The sequence below is a fragment of the Wenyingzhuangia heitensis genome, assembly GCF_011762155.1.
In the GTDB taxonomy this organism is placed as follows: domain Bacteria; phylum Bacteroidota; class Bacteroidia; order Flavobacteriales; family Flavobacteriaceae; genus Wenyingzhuangia; species Wenyingzhuangia heitensis.
In genome coordinates this window covers 761,716-779,347 of the sequence record NZ_JAASQL010000001.1, presented here as the reverse complement: position 1 = coordinate 779,347, position 17,632 = coordinate 761,716, and the positions used below count along the sequence as shown (strand labels likewise).

Below are 17,632 nucleotides of genomic sequence, written 5' to 3'. Positions count from 1 at the left end.
CATTTATGGCATTCATCACCCTAACTACTGATTTCGGAAGAAAAGACCATTTTGTGTCGGCAGTAAAAGGAGCCATTTATAATTTATTACCAGAAACAACCATTGTAGATATTTCTCACGAAATATCTCCGTTTAACATTACAGAAACTGCTTACATTTTAAAAAATGCATACAGAAGTTTTCCAAAAGGAAGTATTCATATAATAGGTGTAGATTCTGAAATGACTCCAGAAAACAAACACATTGCTTTGTTGTTAGACGATCATTATTTTGTTTGTCCTAACAATGGTATTATGTCTTTAATTGCCTCGGAAATTAATCCTACAAAAATAGTAGAAATAAACATTCACGATCGGGTAGAAACTAGCTTTTCTGTATTAGATGTATTTGTAAATGTAGCTTGTCATATTGCCAGAGGAGGAACTTTAGAAGTTATTGGAAAACCAATGACTGAAATTAAAAAGACCGTAGAACTGCAACCACAAACCATTTCTGAAAATAAAATTTTAGGGTCTGTTATTTACATTGATAATTATGGTAATGTTATTACAAATATTACCAAAGAACTTTTTAATACTGTTGGTAAAGGAAGAGATTGTGTTATTTCTGTAGGTAGGTATACCTTTAAAAAAGTTCACAGTAAATACAGTGATATTGTTAATTTTGAACTACCAACTCACCAAAGAAATGCTCCAGGAACCAAAATGGCTTTGTTTAATTCTGGAAATTATTTAGAAATTGCCATTTACAAAAGCAATTTGCAAACTGTTGGTGGTGCCTCTACTCTTTTAGGTTTAGATTACAGAAGCAGTATTAGTATAGAATTTTAAAAACGAACAACGCTTAATGAAAGCTATTTTTAATAAAGAACTACAATCGTTTTTTAGCAACCCTGTAGGGTATTTAATTATTGCCTCTTTTTTAGTAATAAATGCTTTACTACTTTGGGTATTTAAAGGCTATAGCAATATTATTTATACTGGATTTGCTAATATTAACGCTTTTTTTAATAACAGCTCTTGGATTTTTGCTTTTTTGATTCCGGCAATTACCATGAAAAGTTTTGCTGATGAATTTAGCAATGGAACTATAGAAATTTTAAAAACATTACCTATCTCTAATTTTAAAATTATAATGGGTAAGTTTTTGGGATATTTAACCATTCTTATTATTGCTCTATTACCAACACTTTTGTTTGTTTACAGTACTTATCAATTAGGAAACCCATTAGGAAACATAGATCTAGGAAGCACCTTTACGTCTTATATCGGTTTAATTTTATTAGCCTCTAGTTATATTTCTATTGGTTTATTTAGCTCTATTTACACCAAAAACAACATTACAGCTTTTATACTTAGCTTATTAATTAATGTAGTTTTGTATTTTGTATTTTCTGCTTTAGAAAACTTATCAGAAACTTCTAATTTTGGATGGAATACTTTTGGAATTCCTCAACATTTTGAAAGTTTAACACGCGGAGTTATAGATCTTACAGATGTGTTTTATTTTTTAAGCATTACGTTTCTATTTTTAGGACTTACCAAACTACAGTTAGACCATGATTAAGAAAAAACACCTTATTTTACTTGCTTTGTTTGGGCTTACTCAATTCCTAATTCATCAAATTAGTTACAGATGGGATTTTACCAAAGATCAGAAATACTCTATTTCTACTCCCACCCAACAACTTTTAAAAAACCTTAATAAAGACATTTACATCAACGTTTATTTAACTGGTGATTTGCCTTTTGATTTTGAAAGATTAAGTAAAGAAACAAATTACTTTTTAAAAGAAATAACCTCTAAAAACCAACACATTCATTACCGTTTTATTGATCCAAAGAACAATCAAGAAAAACTAATAAAACAAGGTTTAACCCCTAGTAGATTAACAGTTCAAGAAGATGGAAAAGTATCTGAAAGCATTATTTTTCCTTGGGCGATTGTAAAATGTGGTAAAAACACCACTGCTGTTAACTTGTTAAAAAACTCATCTTTTAATAATGAAAACACACAAATAGAAAACTCTATTCAGAATTTAGAATTTGCTTTTGCTAGCGGAATTCAGAAAGTTACAGCTCACAAAAAACAAAAAATTGCCATTCTTAAAGGAAATGGAGAGTTAGAAGATATTTATCAATATGACTTTTTAAAAACTTTGGGAGAAAATTATTTTTTAGCTCCGTTTACGTTAGATTCTGTTACCAAACAACCACAAAAAACCTTAAAACAATTACAGGATTTTGATTTGTTAATTATTAGCAAACCAACAGAAGCGTTTACAGAAGCCGAAAAATTCACCCTAGATCAATTTACGACTAACGGAGGAAAATCTCTTTGGATGCTAGATATGGTTCACACTCCAAAAGACAGCTTAATGCAAAATGGAAAAGTATTGGCTTACCAACGTGATTTAAATTTAACTGATTATTTATTTAATTATGGAATTCGAATTCAGAAACATTTGGTTCGTGATTTATATGCTGCTAAAATTCCTTTAGCAGTAGGTAATGTTGGTAACAAAACTCAGTTTGATGAATTTTTGTGGGATTATTATCCAGTCATAAAAACAAACAACAAACACGTAATTAACAAAAATATTGGAGATGTTAAATTAGAGTTTACAAATAGCATAGACACTCTAAACACCAACATTCATAAAACTATTTTATTACAAAGTTCTACATTTAGCAAAACAACAGCGGTACCTAATTATGTAGAGCTTGCTAGTATTGCACAAAGTTCGGACGTTACCTCTTTTAATTCAGGTTCTAAAATTTTAGGAATATTGCTAGAAGGTCATTTTTCATCAGCCTATAAAAACAGGATCAAACCTTATAAAAACAACTTTATTAGCAACGGGCACCAAGGAAAAATGGTTGTAATTGCTGATGGAGATATAAGCACTAATCATATAAGCAAAGGAAAACCTTTAGAGTTAGGTTTAGACAAATGGAACAATATGTATTATGCAAATAAAGAGTTTTTAATAAACACAATTCACTATTTATTAAACGATTCTGGATTGATACAATTACGAGCCAAACAAATTACTTTAGACACCATTAATCAGCCTAAAGCACTTCAAGAAAAAACCAAATGGCAGTTGATAAACACCCTAATTCCTTTAGTGATGGTGGCCGTTTTTGGTGTGCTTATTTTTTATTATAGAAAATCTAAATATTAAACAAAGGTTATTAACAGTTTGATTAATTATGTTTAAAACATTTGTTGTAAACATTCCGTTTTCATACTATATTAGCTATCACGAATAATGTATAATTACATACAACATAACCTATGAAATTTATAGTATCTAGCTCTCAGTTGTTAAAGCAATTGCAAGTTCTAAGTGGTGTTATTAGCACAAGTAATACCTTACCTATTTTAGATAATTTCTTATTTGAATTAAGCGAAAACGAACTAAAAATATCTGCTTCGGATTTAGAGACTACCATGTCTACTACAATTGAAGTACAATCTGACAGTGAAGGAGCTATTGCTGTTCCATCAAGAATATTGTTAGATACTTTAAAAACGTTGCCTAATCAACCTTTAACATTTAAGATTGAAGGAAGTAACGAAGTAGAAATCACATCGGAACAAGGAAACTACGGAATGCCTTATTTTGATGGGAGCGAATTTCCTAAAGCAGTCGCTTTAGAAAACCCAAGCAACACAATAGTGCCTGCAAATGTATTGGCTAACGCAATTTCTAAAACCATATTTGCGACAGGTAACGATGATTTGAGACCTGTAATGAGTGGAGTATTTTTTCAGTTTGGAACAGACAATTTAACGTTTGTTGCTACAGATGCTCACAAATTGGTAAAATACACTAGAACAGATGTACAAGCAGATGAAGTTGCTGAGTTTATTATGCCTAAAAAACCTTTAAACATTTTAAAAGGAATTTTAGCAACATCGGATGCAGAAGTATCTATATCTTATAACGAATCTAACGCTAAGTTTACGTTTGACAATGTAGATTTAATCTGTAGACTAATTGATGGAAAATACCCAAATTACAACGCGGTAATTCCTAAAGAAAACCCAAATAAATTAACTATTTCTAGAGGTTCTTTTTTAAACTCTACAAAGCGTGTATCTATTTTCTCTAGCAAAACAACACATCAAATTCGTCTAAAAATGGCAGGAACAGAATTAAATATATCTGCAGAAGATATTGATTTTTCTAACAAAGCCAACGAACGTTTAAATTGTGACTATCAAGGCGATGATTTAGAAATTGGATTCAACTCTCGTTTTTTAACAGAAATGTTAAACAACTTATCATCAGACAACGTACAGTTAGAAATGTCTTTACCTAACCGTGCCGGAATTTTAACTCCAGCGGATGGTACCGAAGAAGGAGAAGAAATTACCATGTTAGTAATGCCTGTAATGTTAAGTAACTAACATTCTCTCAACAATATAAAAAAAGCGTTTCACATTTTTTGTGGAACGCTTTTTATTTATCTTTACTTATAAAAACTTACCGTTTATGAATTTTCTTGCCCACTTATATCTAGCAGGTGTTGATAAAGAAATTATGATCGGTAATTTTATTGCAGATAGCATTCGAGGAAATAAATTTCATCATTTTTCTGAAGGCATTAAATTTGGTATTAAAATGCACAGAGCTATTGATACCTTTACAGATGAACATTCTATTTTTAGACAAAGCAAAAGAAGATTAGACCCAAAATACAGGTTGTACAAAGGGGTGATTATAGACCTAATTTACGATCATTTTCTAGCTAAAAATTGGCTCTTATATTCAGAAATTCCTTTGCAAAATTTTAGTCAAGGAGTGTATCAAACCCTTAAAGACAACTACGCTATTTTACCAGAAAAAACACAGTATTTACTTCCCTATATGACTCAGCAAAACTGGCTGTATATGTATCGAACAATTCCTGGAATTACTAGTATTCTTCACGACATGAATGTAAGAACCAAAGGAATTTCTATGATGAATGAAGCTGTTGTAGACCTTAAAAATAATTACGCTATTTTTGAACAAGATTTTACTGCTTTTTTTGAAGAATTGCAGATTTTTAGCCAACAATACTTACTAAATTATGACCGCAAAAACAATTAGTAACGGACTACTAAGAACCATCGCTATTTTAACTGGTATTGTAGCTTTAGTGTGGTTTTTTATTCAGATACAAACTATCATAGTTTATATAATTATATCTGCTGTATTGGCTTTAATATCTAGACCTGGGATACAATTTTTAACACAAAAATTAAAATTAAACAATACGCTGGCTGTTTTAATTTCTATTATTGTTTACAGCATATTTACCTTTCTTATTTTTAATGCTTTTACCCCATTAATTAGCAAACAAAGTGAGAATATAGCTCTTTTAAATTCTGATGAATTTAAAAGCAACATAGAAAGACTTAGCACAGAAGTAAATGATTATTTACTGTTTCATAATATTGATATTTTAGAAAAAACAAAAAATATAGATTTTTTACCTAGTCTTAAAAACATCCCTAATATTCTAAATGTTATTTTAAGTAAAATAGGATCTTTTAGCATGGGGCTTTTCTCAGTATTATTTATCTCTTTTTTCTTTATGCTAGATGCTAAAATTCTGTCCAGAGGAACTTATGCCTTTATTCCAAAAGAACATGTTTTTCACGCAGCTAGGTCTTTAGAAACTATTAAGGATTTATTGTCTAGATACTTTATTGGTTTAATTATTCAAATCTCTGTTTTGTTTGCCATCTACAGCATTGTACTTAGTGTTTTTAGCATTGAAAACGCTATTATTATTGCTTTTCTATGTGCCTTATTCAATTTAATCCCCTACATAGGCCCTTTAATTGGTGGAATTGTAATGTTTGTTTTGGCAACAACTAACAATTTAGATTTAGATTTTCAAACACAAATTTTACCCAATACTCTATACATAATGGGAGGTTATTTTGCGGCTCAATTAATTGATAATTTTGTAAGTCAGCCTTTAATTTTCTCAAAAAGTGTCAAATCACATCCTCTAGAAATTTTCTTAGTTATTATGATTTTTGGAAGCTTGTTTGGAATCATCGGAATGGTTGTTTCTATTCCTGCATACACAGCTATTAAAGTAATTGCAAAAGAATTTTTTAACAAATACAAAGCGGTAAAACTACTAACCAAAGATTTTTAACTTGAATCCTTCTATTCTTTTACCTGAAGTCCAAGATTTCATCAACCAAAACCTTAAAACCGACATTACTAAATTGGTTTTAAAAGGCTCTCCATTTCCATCTATTTCTACAATAGAGATTATAGAGCAAATAGAAGCAAAAAAGAAGTGTGAAAAAAAACTCCCCACTTGGTTTTTAACAAAAGACATTTATTACCCCAATAAACTAAACATAGAACAAACCTCATCCGAAGCAACTGCAAACTATAAAAGCAATTTAATAAAAGGGGATTCTATTATAGATATTACTGGAGGTTACGGAATTGATTGTGTTTCGTTTTCTAAACATTTTAAACAAGTTACACACTGTGAGTTAAACTCAGAACTTTCCAAAATTGTAAAGCACAACCTACAAGAATTAGGGACTAAAAACATAGAATGTATTCAGGGTGATGGTGTTCAATATATTTTAGACAACCACAAAACCTACGATTGGATTTATGTAGATCCATCTCGCAGAAACAATGTAAAAGGGAAAGTTTTTTTACTACAAGATTGCTTGCCTAACATTCCTAAACATTTGGATGCTTTGGTAGAAAAGAGTCATAATATCCTCATTAAAAACTCCCCTCTAATTGACATTACTAGCTGTATAAACGAACTGAGCTTTGTAAAAGAAGTTTTTATTATTGCGCTACAGAATGAAGTTAAAGAAGTTTTGGTACATGTAGAAAAAGGATATCAAGGAACTATTAAAATTAACGCTGTCAACATTCAAAACACTATAGATCATTTTAACTTTATTTATCAAAAAGAATACAATACGGAGCTATCTGAGCCACTAAAATATATTTACGAACCCAATAGCGCTATTTTAAAGTCTGGTGGATTTGAGGCTGTTTCTGAAGTTTTTAAAATAAAAAAACTACACAAGCACTCTCACTTATACACTTCTAATGAGTTGATTGATTTTTCTGGTAGAGCTTTTAAAATTGTGGAGGTACTGCCTTACAACAAAAAACAACTCTTAAAAAAACTACCTAGTAAAAAAGCCAATATTACAACTCGGAACTTTAGAGAAAGTGTAGCTACAATTCGTAAAAAAACAGGAATTAAAGAAGGTGGAGATATTTATTTGTTTTTTACCACCAACAAAAAAGAAGAACAAATTGTTCTTCTTTGTAAGAAGTAAAACCTCTTATTTTGTCTTAAAAACTATATTGTAATCTTTATTTGATTTTTTTAAGCTTTTATTATCAAACTTATTTACTATGTCTTTTTTTCTTAATGAATAAATTTCTTCATTTTTAATTAAAAAAATAAATAGTACAATTGCAATAGTAAAAATTGTTGCACAAATATTTTCATAGGATAAATAAATCGTGTCTTTTTTCATCTTAGTATTTTTTTCTTTTCAGCAATCAAATTTAAGAATAAAAAACACTACAAATGTTAATAAAATGTGATTTCAAACAGAATTACATTGTCTTTAAAAAAAGATAAACTAAACTATGTATATCATAATTAAGTAAAATAATATTGTTCATCATTTATATAAATTATAAGAGAGGAACTCTTAATTAGAATCCCTCTTTTATTTTTTAATTATTTAAATTTATTATTTTTCTATAAGAACCACTCTAAACTCTGTTCGTCTATTTAGTTTCTTTTCTGCTTTGGTACATATAATACCTACACCACATTTATTAATCAATTTACTTTCTCCATGTCCTGTCGCTTTTATTCTATCTGCAGATATTCCTTTTAAAATTAGATAATCTGTTGTAGATTTAGCACGTTTATCAGATAGCATTTGATTCCATGATACTTCACCTTCTGCATCTGTGTAAGAATCGACTTCAATCATAATGTTTGGATATTTATTTAAAGTATCAACCAGACTATCTAAAACCAATTCAGAGTCTTTGTCAATATTAAATTTATCAAAGTCAAAATAGATAGGTTCAAACTCTAAATCTGGTACTACATTTTCTTCAACACTCTTATCTGTTTTAACCGTTTCTTTAATTACAATTTCATCTGGTGCTGTTCTTGTTAAGTTGAATGCTATATTGTTTGAAAAGTATCTAATTTCAGGAGTTTTAACTATAGTAGAATCCGCCAAATGATTTCTCCTTTCTACTTTTACCATATAAGTTTCATTAGCACCTACTTTAATATTTGACTGGAATTGCCCTATAGAATCAGTTATAATTTCATCTACTTTTTGATTGTTTTTATAAATAGAGACTTTTGAATCTGAAACAGGCTCTGTTGTAGCAACATTTTCAACAGTACCTTGTATATATTGCAACCATTTTAATTTTAACTTATAAATATCATCCTCTCCTAAACCACCTTCTCTATTAGAAGAAACAAAACCTAAGTTTGATTTAGACAATACAAAAGCAAAATCATCTTTATTAGAGTTCACAGGAGCTGGCAAATGAAAAACATTCTGTAGAGTATCTTTTAAAGAAATACCATAGACATCCAAACCACCTTTACCTCCTTCTTTATCAGAAGAAAAATACAATACATCGTCAACATCAACAAAAGGGTATAGTTCATTGGCTGGACTATTTATTTTTGGACCTAAATTTTTAATATTACCATATCTATTATAACCTAAAATATCTACTTTATACAAATCAGTACCCCCATATCCTTCTGGTCTATCAGACATAAAATACAATGTTTTTTCATCTTTAGATAAAAAGGGATGACCTACTGAATATCTATTATTATTAAAGTATAATAGTTTAATATTTGTAATTACACCATTAGAAATATCAGCTCCAAAAAGCTCAACTATATTTTTTTGATTAATTTCTCTAACCCCTTTTCCTTTATTTTGATCTCCACTAGTAAAATAAACGTATTTTCCATCTTTTGTGAAAGCAAAATTAGCTTCATGAAAATCTGAATGAAGATCCATAGAGAATTTCTCTAAGCTTCTTATCTCATTGACTGGACTTATATTCGCCTGATATAATTCTAAATATGGATTTTTATTATGTTTCTTTAAAGGATCAATTTCTTTCGTACTTGAAAAGATAATTGTACTATCATTAAAAAAATTAACTCCAAAGTCTATAGAAGATGTATTTATAGGCAAGTTTCGGAGCTTGTACTCTTGTAACCTATACAACAGATTGTCGTTCTTTTTTTGAGAAAAAACAGAACTTACTAAAAATACTAAAACATAAAAAAACCTCATCATTGCCTTATTTATCAATCAACTACACATTAAACGGGTATGGGGAGGTGTCACAAAATTACATCATTTAAACCATATAAAATAACTAGTGTTAGTTTTTATATAAAATTTTAATATATTCTTAATAAATAACAATAAAAAAACATTAATAATAAATTAAGTGGTTTTTTCTCTTTAAAAACACAATTAAACCTATTATTTAATTAAATAACAGCATTCTAAAAATAATATTTCCATAAGCAAAAAAGTTAACAGCTTTAATTCTAGTCATTTTATGGTATTCGTTTTTCTATAAAGATGTGTGCTTATTTTTACTAAAATTCATAATATAGTTTCTAAAATAAAAAACGCTATCTAGAATATAGATAGCGTTTTTTATTATTTTATTTTGAGAGTTTTAATCTGCTAAAATCGTTACTTTATTGTCTTTCATTTCAACAGTTCCACTCTTAATTTTTAGTGTTAAGATTTTATCATCATCATTTTCGGTTTCTACCATTCCAGACAATTCATCAAACTCTAAATGCTCTTGAGTATGTACGTGAATTTTAACAATACCTTTTCCTAAAACAGAAACGATAGCTGCGTGATTATTCAACATTTGAAACTCTCCTTGCACTCCAGGAACTAATACAGAATCTACTTCTGATGAAAACAATACAGCTTCTGGTGATACTATTTCTAAATACATTTTTTATCAATTAACAATTAATAATTAGCAATGTTCAATACTTTACAAATGGTCAATTAAAACATATTGTTAATTGCTCGTTGCAAATTATTTATTGACTATGCTTCTGCTAACATTTTCTCTCCTGCATCAATTGCTTCTTGAATTGATCCTTTTAAGTTAAAAGCTGCTTCTGGATATTGATCTAACTCTCCATTCATAATCATGTTAAATCCTTTAATGGTGTCTTTAACATCTACTAATACTCCTGGAATACCTGTAAACTGCTCTGCAACGTGGAAAGGTTGAGACAAGAAACGTTGTGCTCTACGTGCTCTGTGAACCACTAATTTATCTTCTTCAGATAATTCTTCCATTCCTAAAATGGCAATAATATCTTGTAATTCTTTATAACGTTGTAACAACTCTTTTACGTTCTGAGCACAGTCATAGTGATCTTTACCTAAAATTTCTGCTGTTAAAATTCTTGATGTAGAATCTAATGGATCTACCGCTGGGTAAATACCTAATTCTGCAATTTTACGAGATAATACTGTAGTTGCATCTAAGTGAGCAAACGTTGTTGCTGGTGCAGGGTCTGTTAAATCATCTGCAGGTACATATACTGCTTGTACAGATGTAATAGATCCTGTTTTTGTAGATGTAATACGTTCCTGCATAGCTCCCATTTCAGTTGCTAATGTTGGTTGGTATCCTACTGCTGATGGCATACGTCCTAATAAAGCAGATACTTCAGATCCTGCTTGTGTAAAACGGAAAATATTATCAACAAAGAATAACACGTCTTTTCCTTGTCCATCTCCAGCTCCGTCACGGAAATATTCAGCAATTGTTAAACCAGATAAAGCTACACGAGCACGTGCACCTGGTGGTTCATTCATTTGTCCAAATACAAACGTTACTTTAGATTCTTTCATTTTTTCGTGGTCAATCTTTTCAAGATCCCATCCACCTTCTTCCATAGAGTGCTCAAAAGCCTCTCCATAAGAAATAATTCCAGCTTCAATCATTTCACGCATCAAGTCATTTCCTTCACGCGTTCTTTCTCCAACTCCTGCAAACACAGATAAACCTCCGTGACCTTTTGCAATGTTGTTGATTAATTCCTGAATCAATACTGTTTTACCTACTCCAGCACCACCAAACAATCCAATCTTACCTCCTTTTGCGTAAGGCTCAATTAAATCGATCACTTTAATCCCTGTAAACAAAACCTCTGTAGACACAGATAAGTCTTCAAATCTAGGAGCAGCACGGTGAATTGGCAATCCATTTGCACCATCTTTTGGTAAATCTTGCAATCCATCAATAGGATCTCCAGATACGTTAAACAAACGCCCATATATATTATTTCCAACAGGAACTTTAATTGGCTCACCAGTTACTATTACTTCTTGACCTCTTGACAATCCATCAGAAGAATCCATCGCAATACATCTTACTGTATTTTCACCAATGTGTTGTTCAACCTCTAACACTAATACTTTACCGTCCTTTCGGTTGATGATTAAAGAATCGTAAATTTTTGGAAGCTTAGTCCCAGTTTCGAAAGCAACATCAATTACTGGTCCAATAATTTGAGCGATTTTACCTGTTGTTTTAGACATTTTTATACTATTAAAAGAATTTAATTTCTAGTTTTTCCTTAAATGATTTCACGTATTTAAGTGTGTGCAAAGATAATTTTTTTATCATTGCACACAACTCATTTTATAAAAAAATAGACGTGTTTTTAATTATAATGTAATTTAATTCAATCTACTGACTATTAGTTTGAAAAATTTAAAAATTATAGGTCCAAGATCCATAAAATTGAGAACCTACTGTTCCTGATCCTGGAGCAGATTCATATTCATTTCCAAATATATTTGCTCCCCCTACTTTTATTTTAGAATTCCAGTGAATAATATTGTACATAAACTGTAAATCTACCAACGTTCTTGCATTAATTTGAGCATCTACAAAACTAGATTGCCAGTAGAACTTGTCTTGCCAACGTACATTTAAACCAAAACCGAGTCCTTTATATATATCCTTATTGCCTAAAGACATTTTTACTTTATGTTCTGGAGTGTTAAACCCTGTTTCAAAATCAGGATCATCTGCTTGATTAAAATCTTGTTTTGCATATGCATAATTTACTCCAAAATCATAATTCCCTATAATTTTGGTTTCAATCCCAATATTTATACCATAGGATGCTACATCTGCATCTGTATTAGAATACAATGTAGTGGGAGTATATTCTCCTTCTGAAATTGCATTTAACAATAGTTTTGAATTATTTATAGGATCAGAACTTTGTAATTCTGCCAAAGTAACACCTGCCGAAACATCACCATACAAAGGAGCCACCGTTGTTATTAAGGCTATAAAGTTTTTATATTGATTGTAATATGCACTAAAATCTAAAACTGTATTTTTTGACAATCTACCCCTATACCCAAACTCATAAGATTTTACTTGCTCTGGCTCTATATAATCTACATTAGATTGTGTTAACAATCCTGATTTCTCTGCAGCTGCCTGTTGTTTCGCATCGCTAACTGAGGTAGTTCCTCCTGAATTCACCACAATTTCTGTAGCTCTTTTTTCCACTTCATCTGCAAAAAGCTCTACAGATGACCTTGTAAATGAATTTGTATATCCTTGCAACCCATTAAAATTTATACTAGTTCCGCCTGCTGCAAACTGTCCTGCTTGTGAACTTACACTAAATTCTCTATTATATCGTTGTGGATTGTCGTTTGCAGAACCAATTAAGATGGTATTTCCTAAATACAGCCCAATATATTGATCTTGAGTCGTTGGATTTCTAAATCCTGTTTGAAAAGAAGCTCTTATATTATGATTTCTTTCACTATCTACATTATAAGAAACAGAAGCTCTTGGAGAAAAGTTTCCATTAAAATTTTGAGCCTTGTCAAAACGTAAGGAACCTGTTAATTTTAACCTATCTTCTAAAAACTTTCTTTGTAGTTGTGTATATATTCCAAACTCATCATAAGTAATATTTTCTGTTTTTGTATCTGTAAAAATAGTCCCCTCAGAATTTAAATCATACCTACGTGCAGAAGCTCCTATTTGTACTTCTGCAAAATCTATCAACTCTTTAAAATTATAATTAATATCAGAATGCCATAATTTAGAACTATCTACAAACTTTGCTCCTTGTGTTAAATCTGAATTATTTATAACTGAATTAAAGATAGCCCTAAACTCAGCACTATTAGGATCTGTTCTAAAAGAAGCATCAGCAGCGGCTCTTGCAGCTACAATATCTCCTCCAGAAACACCAGATACGTTTCCAGCCATAGCATTTCCGTATGTACCAAACCACAACTCATCTACAGACAAACTTGTTCCATTTACTTGATTGTATGCTTTTACAGCAGAGTTTTCTGCACGTAAAGTGTTAACTCCCGCAAAACGAATATCATAAGAGTCTCCAGCATTTTCTAGAGTTACATAACTTCTAATCATTAAATGCTTAGATTGAATTTCTAGTTTATGTTGGTGCATAATAAAGTTTCTTAAAGCGTACCTGCTTGCTCCTTGATAAATAGTATTTCCTGTACCAAATTTACTACTCAAAATCACTTCAGTATCATCATTATTTTTGATGGGTTTAAAATGTGCTGAAAAGGAAGCTCTAAAACTATCCGTATCAGAATTGATTAAATCCTGTTCTGCATATCCTGTTCTAGAGGCAAACCCAAAACCAACATCCGTTGGATTTGTAAACTCATCTCCATAAATATTTATTCCATTATAGTTTAAAGTATTACTACGATTCCCGTCTATAACCTTTCCGTCTTTATTTATATTCCTAGAATCGGAGGCAAACCAATCGGTTCCTTTTAGCAATGAAGAAGTAAACTTAATTGCAAATCTGTCATTTATTTTTTTTGCAACTCTAATCCCCACATCTACAAATTCATTCACTCCTGTGTTTTCAGAATTGGTCACTCCTGTTTTTCCGTAAACACTTGTTCCCTCGTGTGTAAAAGGACTTTTACTTGTCATAAACATAATTCCATTAAAGGCATTGGCACCATACAGAGCCGAAGAAGCCCCTGGCAATAATTCTACTGATTGCACATCTAATTCATTTAATCCTATTAAATTCCCTAGCGGAAAGTTTAAACCTGGCGAAGAATTATCCATTCCATCTACTAACTGTACAAAACGGGTGTTTCCTATAGCAGCAAAACCTCTTGTATTTATCGATTTAAAGGTTAGCCCTCCTGTGCTTACATCTACCCCTTTCATGTTTTCTAATCCATCATAAAAGCTAGGTGATGTTGTGTTTTCTATTGCCGTTAAGCCCATTCTTTCTACAGACACTGGAGATTCAAAAACACGTTCTGGTGTTCTAGAAGCCGATAATACAATAGCATCTAAACTTGTGATGTCCTCTTCTAACAAAACCGTTAATTCCTCTTCTTTAGCTGTAATTACATAATTATAATCTTTATAGCCTATTGCCTGTATTGTAATCTTAATAGGAGGAGATTGTTTTAATTCTAATACAAAATCCCCATTACCATCTACAATTGTATTCAAAGAAGTTCCCAAAACCTTGACCGTAGCCATGTTAATTGTGGCTTTATCTCGCTTATCTAGAACCCGACCTTTAACCACTACGGTATGTTGTGCATAAAGGCCTATGCTAAATAGAACGAAAAAAATAGTTGTTAGTTTGATTTTCATATAAATAAGAATATAGTTGTTCACTCTACAAAATACAAAAAATAAACAAATGCTAATAAATTGTTTTGTTTTTTATATAATTCCTTAATTATTTCTGTGCTGTCATCAAATTATTTAAAAATACTATTCCTATTTTTGTGAATAAATACATAGCAATTGGAAGTAATTCACAACTATAATAATTTTCCTGAAAACACAGCTACAGTTGTTACTATTGGGACTTTTGATGGAGTACATGTTGGTCATAGAAAAATTTTAGATCAACTATTTAAAGCTGCCAAATCAAAAGGTCTAAAGTCTGTATTACTTACTTTTTTTCCTCATCCAAGAATGGTGGTGCAATCGGATAATTCTATTCGATTAATTAACACTATTGATGAACGCATTGCTATTTTATCTAACACAGACCTAGACTATTTAGTTATTCAGCCTTTTGATAGAGATTTTTCTAACCTTACAGCTTTTGATTTTGTTAGAGATGTTTTAGTGACCAAATTAAATGTTAAAGAATTAGTTATTGGTTATGATCATAGATTTGGAAAAAACAGAGAAGGGGATTTTGACCAACTAACAGACTACAGTCATACTTTTGATTTTAAAATTAAAGAAATCAAGGCTCAAGACATTAACAACACCGCAGTTAGTTCTACCAAAATTAGAACAGCGTTACAAACAGGAGAAATAGAAATTGCAAACCAATACCTAACCAAACCTTTTTTTGTGAACGGTATTGTTGTAAAAGGTCAACAATTAGGAAACACGATAGGCTACCCAACCGCCAATATAGAAATTTCGGAAACCTACAAATTGACTCCCAAAAACGGGGTTTATGTAATTAAGGCCATTCACAAAGATGAATTGTATTACGGAATGTTAAACATAGGCAATAGACCTACTGTTAACGGAAAAGACAAAACGATAGAAGCACATCTTTTTAATTTTGACTTTAATATATATGGAGAAGACATTAGAATAGAATTTTTACATTTTTTAAGAGATGAAGAAAAATTTCACTCCATCCAAAACCTTAAAAATCAACTTGCTGTAGACAAAAAAAACAGCCTAATCTACATTCAATCAATGTTAAAAAACAAAACATCTTAAACACTAAGATTATTTCTGTGTTTCAACGGAAAGTTTAACTTTGTCGCAAATAATTTCACAGGTATGTTACAAGTCCCTTTTATTAGAGAAAACAAAGAAAGCGTATTAGTTGGTTTGGCTAAACGTAACTTTAAAAACGCAGAAGCTATTATTAATGATGTTTTAGCTACAGACGAATTAAAAAGAAGTGTTCAAGTTCAGTTAGATACCATTTTAGCAACCTCCAACAATTTAAATAAAGAAATTGGAATGCTTTATAAGTCTGGAGAAACTCAAAAAGCCAATTTATTAAAAGAGAAATCTGGAAAATTAAAAACAGAATCCAAAGAATTACAAGAACAATTTAATACTGCAGAAAGCAATTTATTAAATTTACTATATAGCATCCCAAATATCCCGAATCAAATAGTTCCTTCAGGAAGTTCTGAAGACGATAATGAAACTATATTTGAAGAAGGTACCATTCCTACTTTAAACGAAAACAAATTGCCACACTGGGAATTGGCTAAAAAATACAATTTAATTGATTTTGAATTGGGTAATAAAATTACAGGAGCTGGTTTTCCTGTATACCGTGGTAAGGGTGCTCGTTTGCAACGTGCTTTAATCAATTATTTTTTAGATAAAAATACTGCTGCAGGTTACGAAGAAACTCAAGTACCACATTTGGTAAATGAGGCTTCTGGAATGGGAACAGGTCAATTACCCGACAAAGAGGGACAAATGTATCACTCTACTATAGATGATTTATACTTGATCCCTACAGGAGAAGTACCAATGACTAATATTTTTAGAGATGAACTTTTAAAAGAAGAGGATTTTCCTATTTGTTTAACAGGTTACACTCCATGTTTTAGACGTGAAGCTGGTTCTTACGGAGCACATGTACGTGGTTTAAACAGACTACATCAGTTTGACAAAGTAGAAATTATTAGAATAGAACACCCAGACCGTTCTGCTACTGCTTTGGATGGTATGGTCGATCATATTAAAGTGATTTTAGCCGAATTAGAGTTACCTTATCGTATTTTAAATTTATGCGGAGGAGATTTAGGCTTTACATCTAGCTTAACGTATGACTTTGAAGTATTTTCTGCAGGACAAGACAGATGGCTAGAAATCAGCTCTGTATCTAACTTTGAAACTTTTCAAGCAAATCGTTTAAAACTAAGATATAAAAACGCAGAGGGTAAAAGCACATTGGCACATACTTTGAACGGTAGTTCCCTGGCTTTACCAAGAGTATTGGCTGCTATTTTAGAAAACTATCAAACGGCTGACGGAATTAAAATACCTGAAGTTTTAGTACCTTATACAGGATTTGATTTTATAAATTAATATTTACAAAGAATGCAAACACAGCAGAAATACAACTTATTAAACATCATGGTAATGCTATGCATGGTTTTTTCTGTTGTGTTTGCTCCTTCTTTAAAAGCTGCCATTGATTCTATTGACATGGCTAAAAAAACAACATCACAACAACTTTTAGAAGAAGAATCTCACGAAAAAGAATCTAAAGCAGGAAAAGAAGTATATACTAAATATAGCTCTTTTCAAGATTCGTCAGAAGAGAACTACAACTCTATTCGTTTAAGTTGTATTTTTTACTCTCCATTAAAAATTACGCTACCTTACTTAAAGGTTCATACTCCACCACCCGATCTTTCATTTTTAGTTTAATTAACATAGTAACAGTCTAAGTGTTGTTACTATTATATTGTCTAATTACACATGTAAACTAGGCAGTATATTTAT

14 protein-coding genes are annotated in these 17,632 nt (G+C 30.9%); 10 read left to right on the top strand and 4 right to left on the bottom strand.

Features of this window, described 5'->3' with window-relative positions:
- Positions 1–5 precede the first annotated feature (5 nt).
- The 7 genes from FHR24_RS03330 (at position 6) to FHR24_RS03300 (ending at position 7,338) form a co-directional block, all read left to right on the top strand.
- Positions 6–830: an SAM hydrolase/SAM-dependent halogenase family protein gene (locus tag FHR24_RS03330; RefSeq protein WP_167183837.1), complete on the top strand. Its 825-nt coding sequence runs from the start codon at positions 6–8 to the stop codon at positions 828–830.
- A gap of 16 nt (positions 831–846) precedes the next feature.
- Positions 847–1,566 carry an ABC transporter permease subunit gene (locus FHR24_RS03325; RefSeq protein ID WP_167183835.1) on the top strand — a complete coding sequence of 240 codons (720 nt, stop codon included), beginning with the start codon at positions 847–849 and terminating at the stop codon, positions 1,564–1,566.
- Entirely contained in the window at positions 1,559–3,187 is a 1,629-nt protein-coding gene (gldG, locus tag FHR24_RS03320; protein ID WP_167183833.1) for a gliding motility-associated ABC transporter substrate-binding protein GldG, read from the top strand. Before FHR24_RS03325 ends, gldG begins: the two co-directional genes overlap by 8 nt.
- Positions 3,188–3,300: 113 nt before the next feature.
- Positions 3,301–4,419 carry a DNA polymerase III subunit beta gene (gene dnaN, locus FHR24_RS03315; RefSeq protein WP_167183831.1) on the top strand — a complete coding sequence of 373 codons (1,119 nt, stop codon included), beginning with the start codon at positions 3,301–3,303 and terminating at the stop codon, positions 4,417–4,419.
- Between the two features lie 85 nt (positions 4,420–4,504).
- A complete protein-coding gene (locus FHR24_RS03310) occupies positions 4,505–5,104 on the top strand; it encodes an acyl carrier protein phosphodiesterase (RefSeq protein ID WP_167183828.1) in 600 nt (199 codons plus the stop codon).
- Positions 5,085–6,167, top strand: coding sequence for an AI-2E family transporter (locus tag FHR24_RS03305; protein ID WP_167183825.1), 1,083 nt, complete (start codon positions 5,085–5,087; stop codon positions 6,165–6,167). Before FHR24_RS03310 ends, FHR24_RS03305 begins: the two co-directional genes overlap by 20 nt.
- A gap of 1 nt (position 6,168) precedes the next feature.
- Positions 6,169–7,338: a class I SAM-dependent methyltransferase gene (locus FHR24_RS03300; protein ID WP_167183822.1), complete on the top strand. Its 1,170-nt coding sequence runs from the start codon at positions 6,169–6,171 to the stop codon at positions 7,336–7,338.
- Positions 7,339–7,764: 426 nt separating this feature from the next.
- Here FHR24_RS03300 and FHR24_RS03295 read toward each other — a convergent pair whose 3' ends face one another.
- The 4 genes from FHR24_RS03295 to FHR24_RS03280 all read right to left on the bottom strand — a co-directional run bounded on the left by FHR24_RS03295 (position 7,765) and on the right by FHR24_RS03280 (position 14,770).
- Positions 7,765–9,366: an OmpA family protein gene (locus tag FHR24_RS03295; RefSeq protein WP_167183819.1), complete on the bottom strand. Its 1,602-nt coding sequence runs from the start codon at positions 9,364–9,366 to the stop codon at positions 7,765–7,767.
- 397 nt (positions 9,367–9,763) lie between these two features.
- Positions 9,764–10,057, bottom strand: coding sequence for a FoF1 ATP synthase subunit delta/epsilon (locus tag FHR24_RS03290; protein WP_167183816.1), 294 nt, complete (start codon positions 10,055–10,057; stop codon positions 9,764–9,766).
- A gap of 98 nt (positions 10,058–10,155) precedes the next feature.
- The gene (gene atpD / locus FHR24_RS03285) at positions 10,156–11,664 is read right to left on the bottom strand and encodes a F0F1 ATP synthase subunit beta (RefSeq protein ID WP_167183813.1); all 1,509 of its coding nucleotides are present in this window, start codon (positions 11,662–11,664) and stop codon (positions 10,156–10,158) included.
- 175 nt (positions 11,665–11,839) lie between these two features.
- A complete protein-coding gene (locus FHR24_RS03280; protein ID WP_167183810.1) occupies positions 11,840–14,770 on the bottom strand; it encodes a TonB-dependent receptor plug domain-containing protein in 2,931 nt (976 codons plus the stop codon).
- 156 nt (positions 14,771–14,926) lie between these two features.
- On the opposite strand from FHR24_RS03280, the gene FHR24_RS03275 reads away from it, so the two are divergent.
- The 3 genes from FHR24_RS03275 (at position 14,927) to FHR24_RS03265 (ending at position 17,557) form a co-directional block, all read left to right on the top strand.
- Positions 14,927–15,874 carry a bifunctional riboflavin kinase/FAD synthetase gene (locus tag FHR24_RS03275; protein ID WP_167183807.1) on the top strand — a complete coding sequence of 316 codons (948 nt, stop codon included), beginning with the start codon at positions 14,927–14,929 and terminating at the stop codon, positions 15,872–15,874.
- 63 nt (positions 15,875–15,937) lie between these two features.
- Entirely contained in the window at positions 15,938–17,212 is a 1,275-nt protein-coding gene (serS, locus tag FHR24_RS03270) for a serine--tRNA ligase (RefSeq protein ID WP_167183805.1), read from the top strand.
- Between the two features lie 12 nt (positions 17,213–17,224).
- Complete coding sequence (locus tag FHR24_RS03265; RefSeq protein WP_167183803.1) at positions 17,225–17,557, top strand: hypothetical protein; 333 nt, start codon at positions 17,225–17,227, stop codon at positions 17,555–17,557.
- Positions 17,558–17,632: the final 75 nt, after the last annotated feature.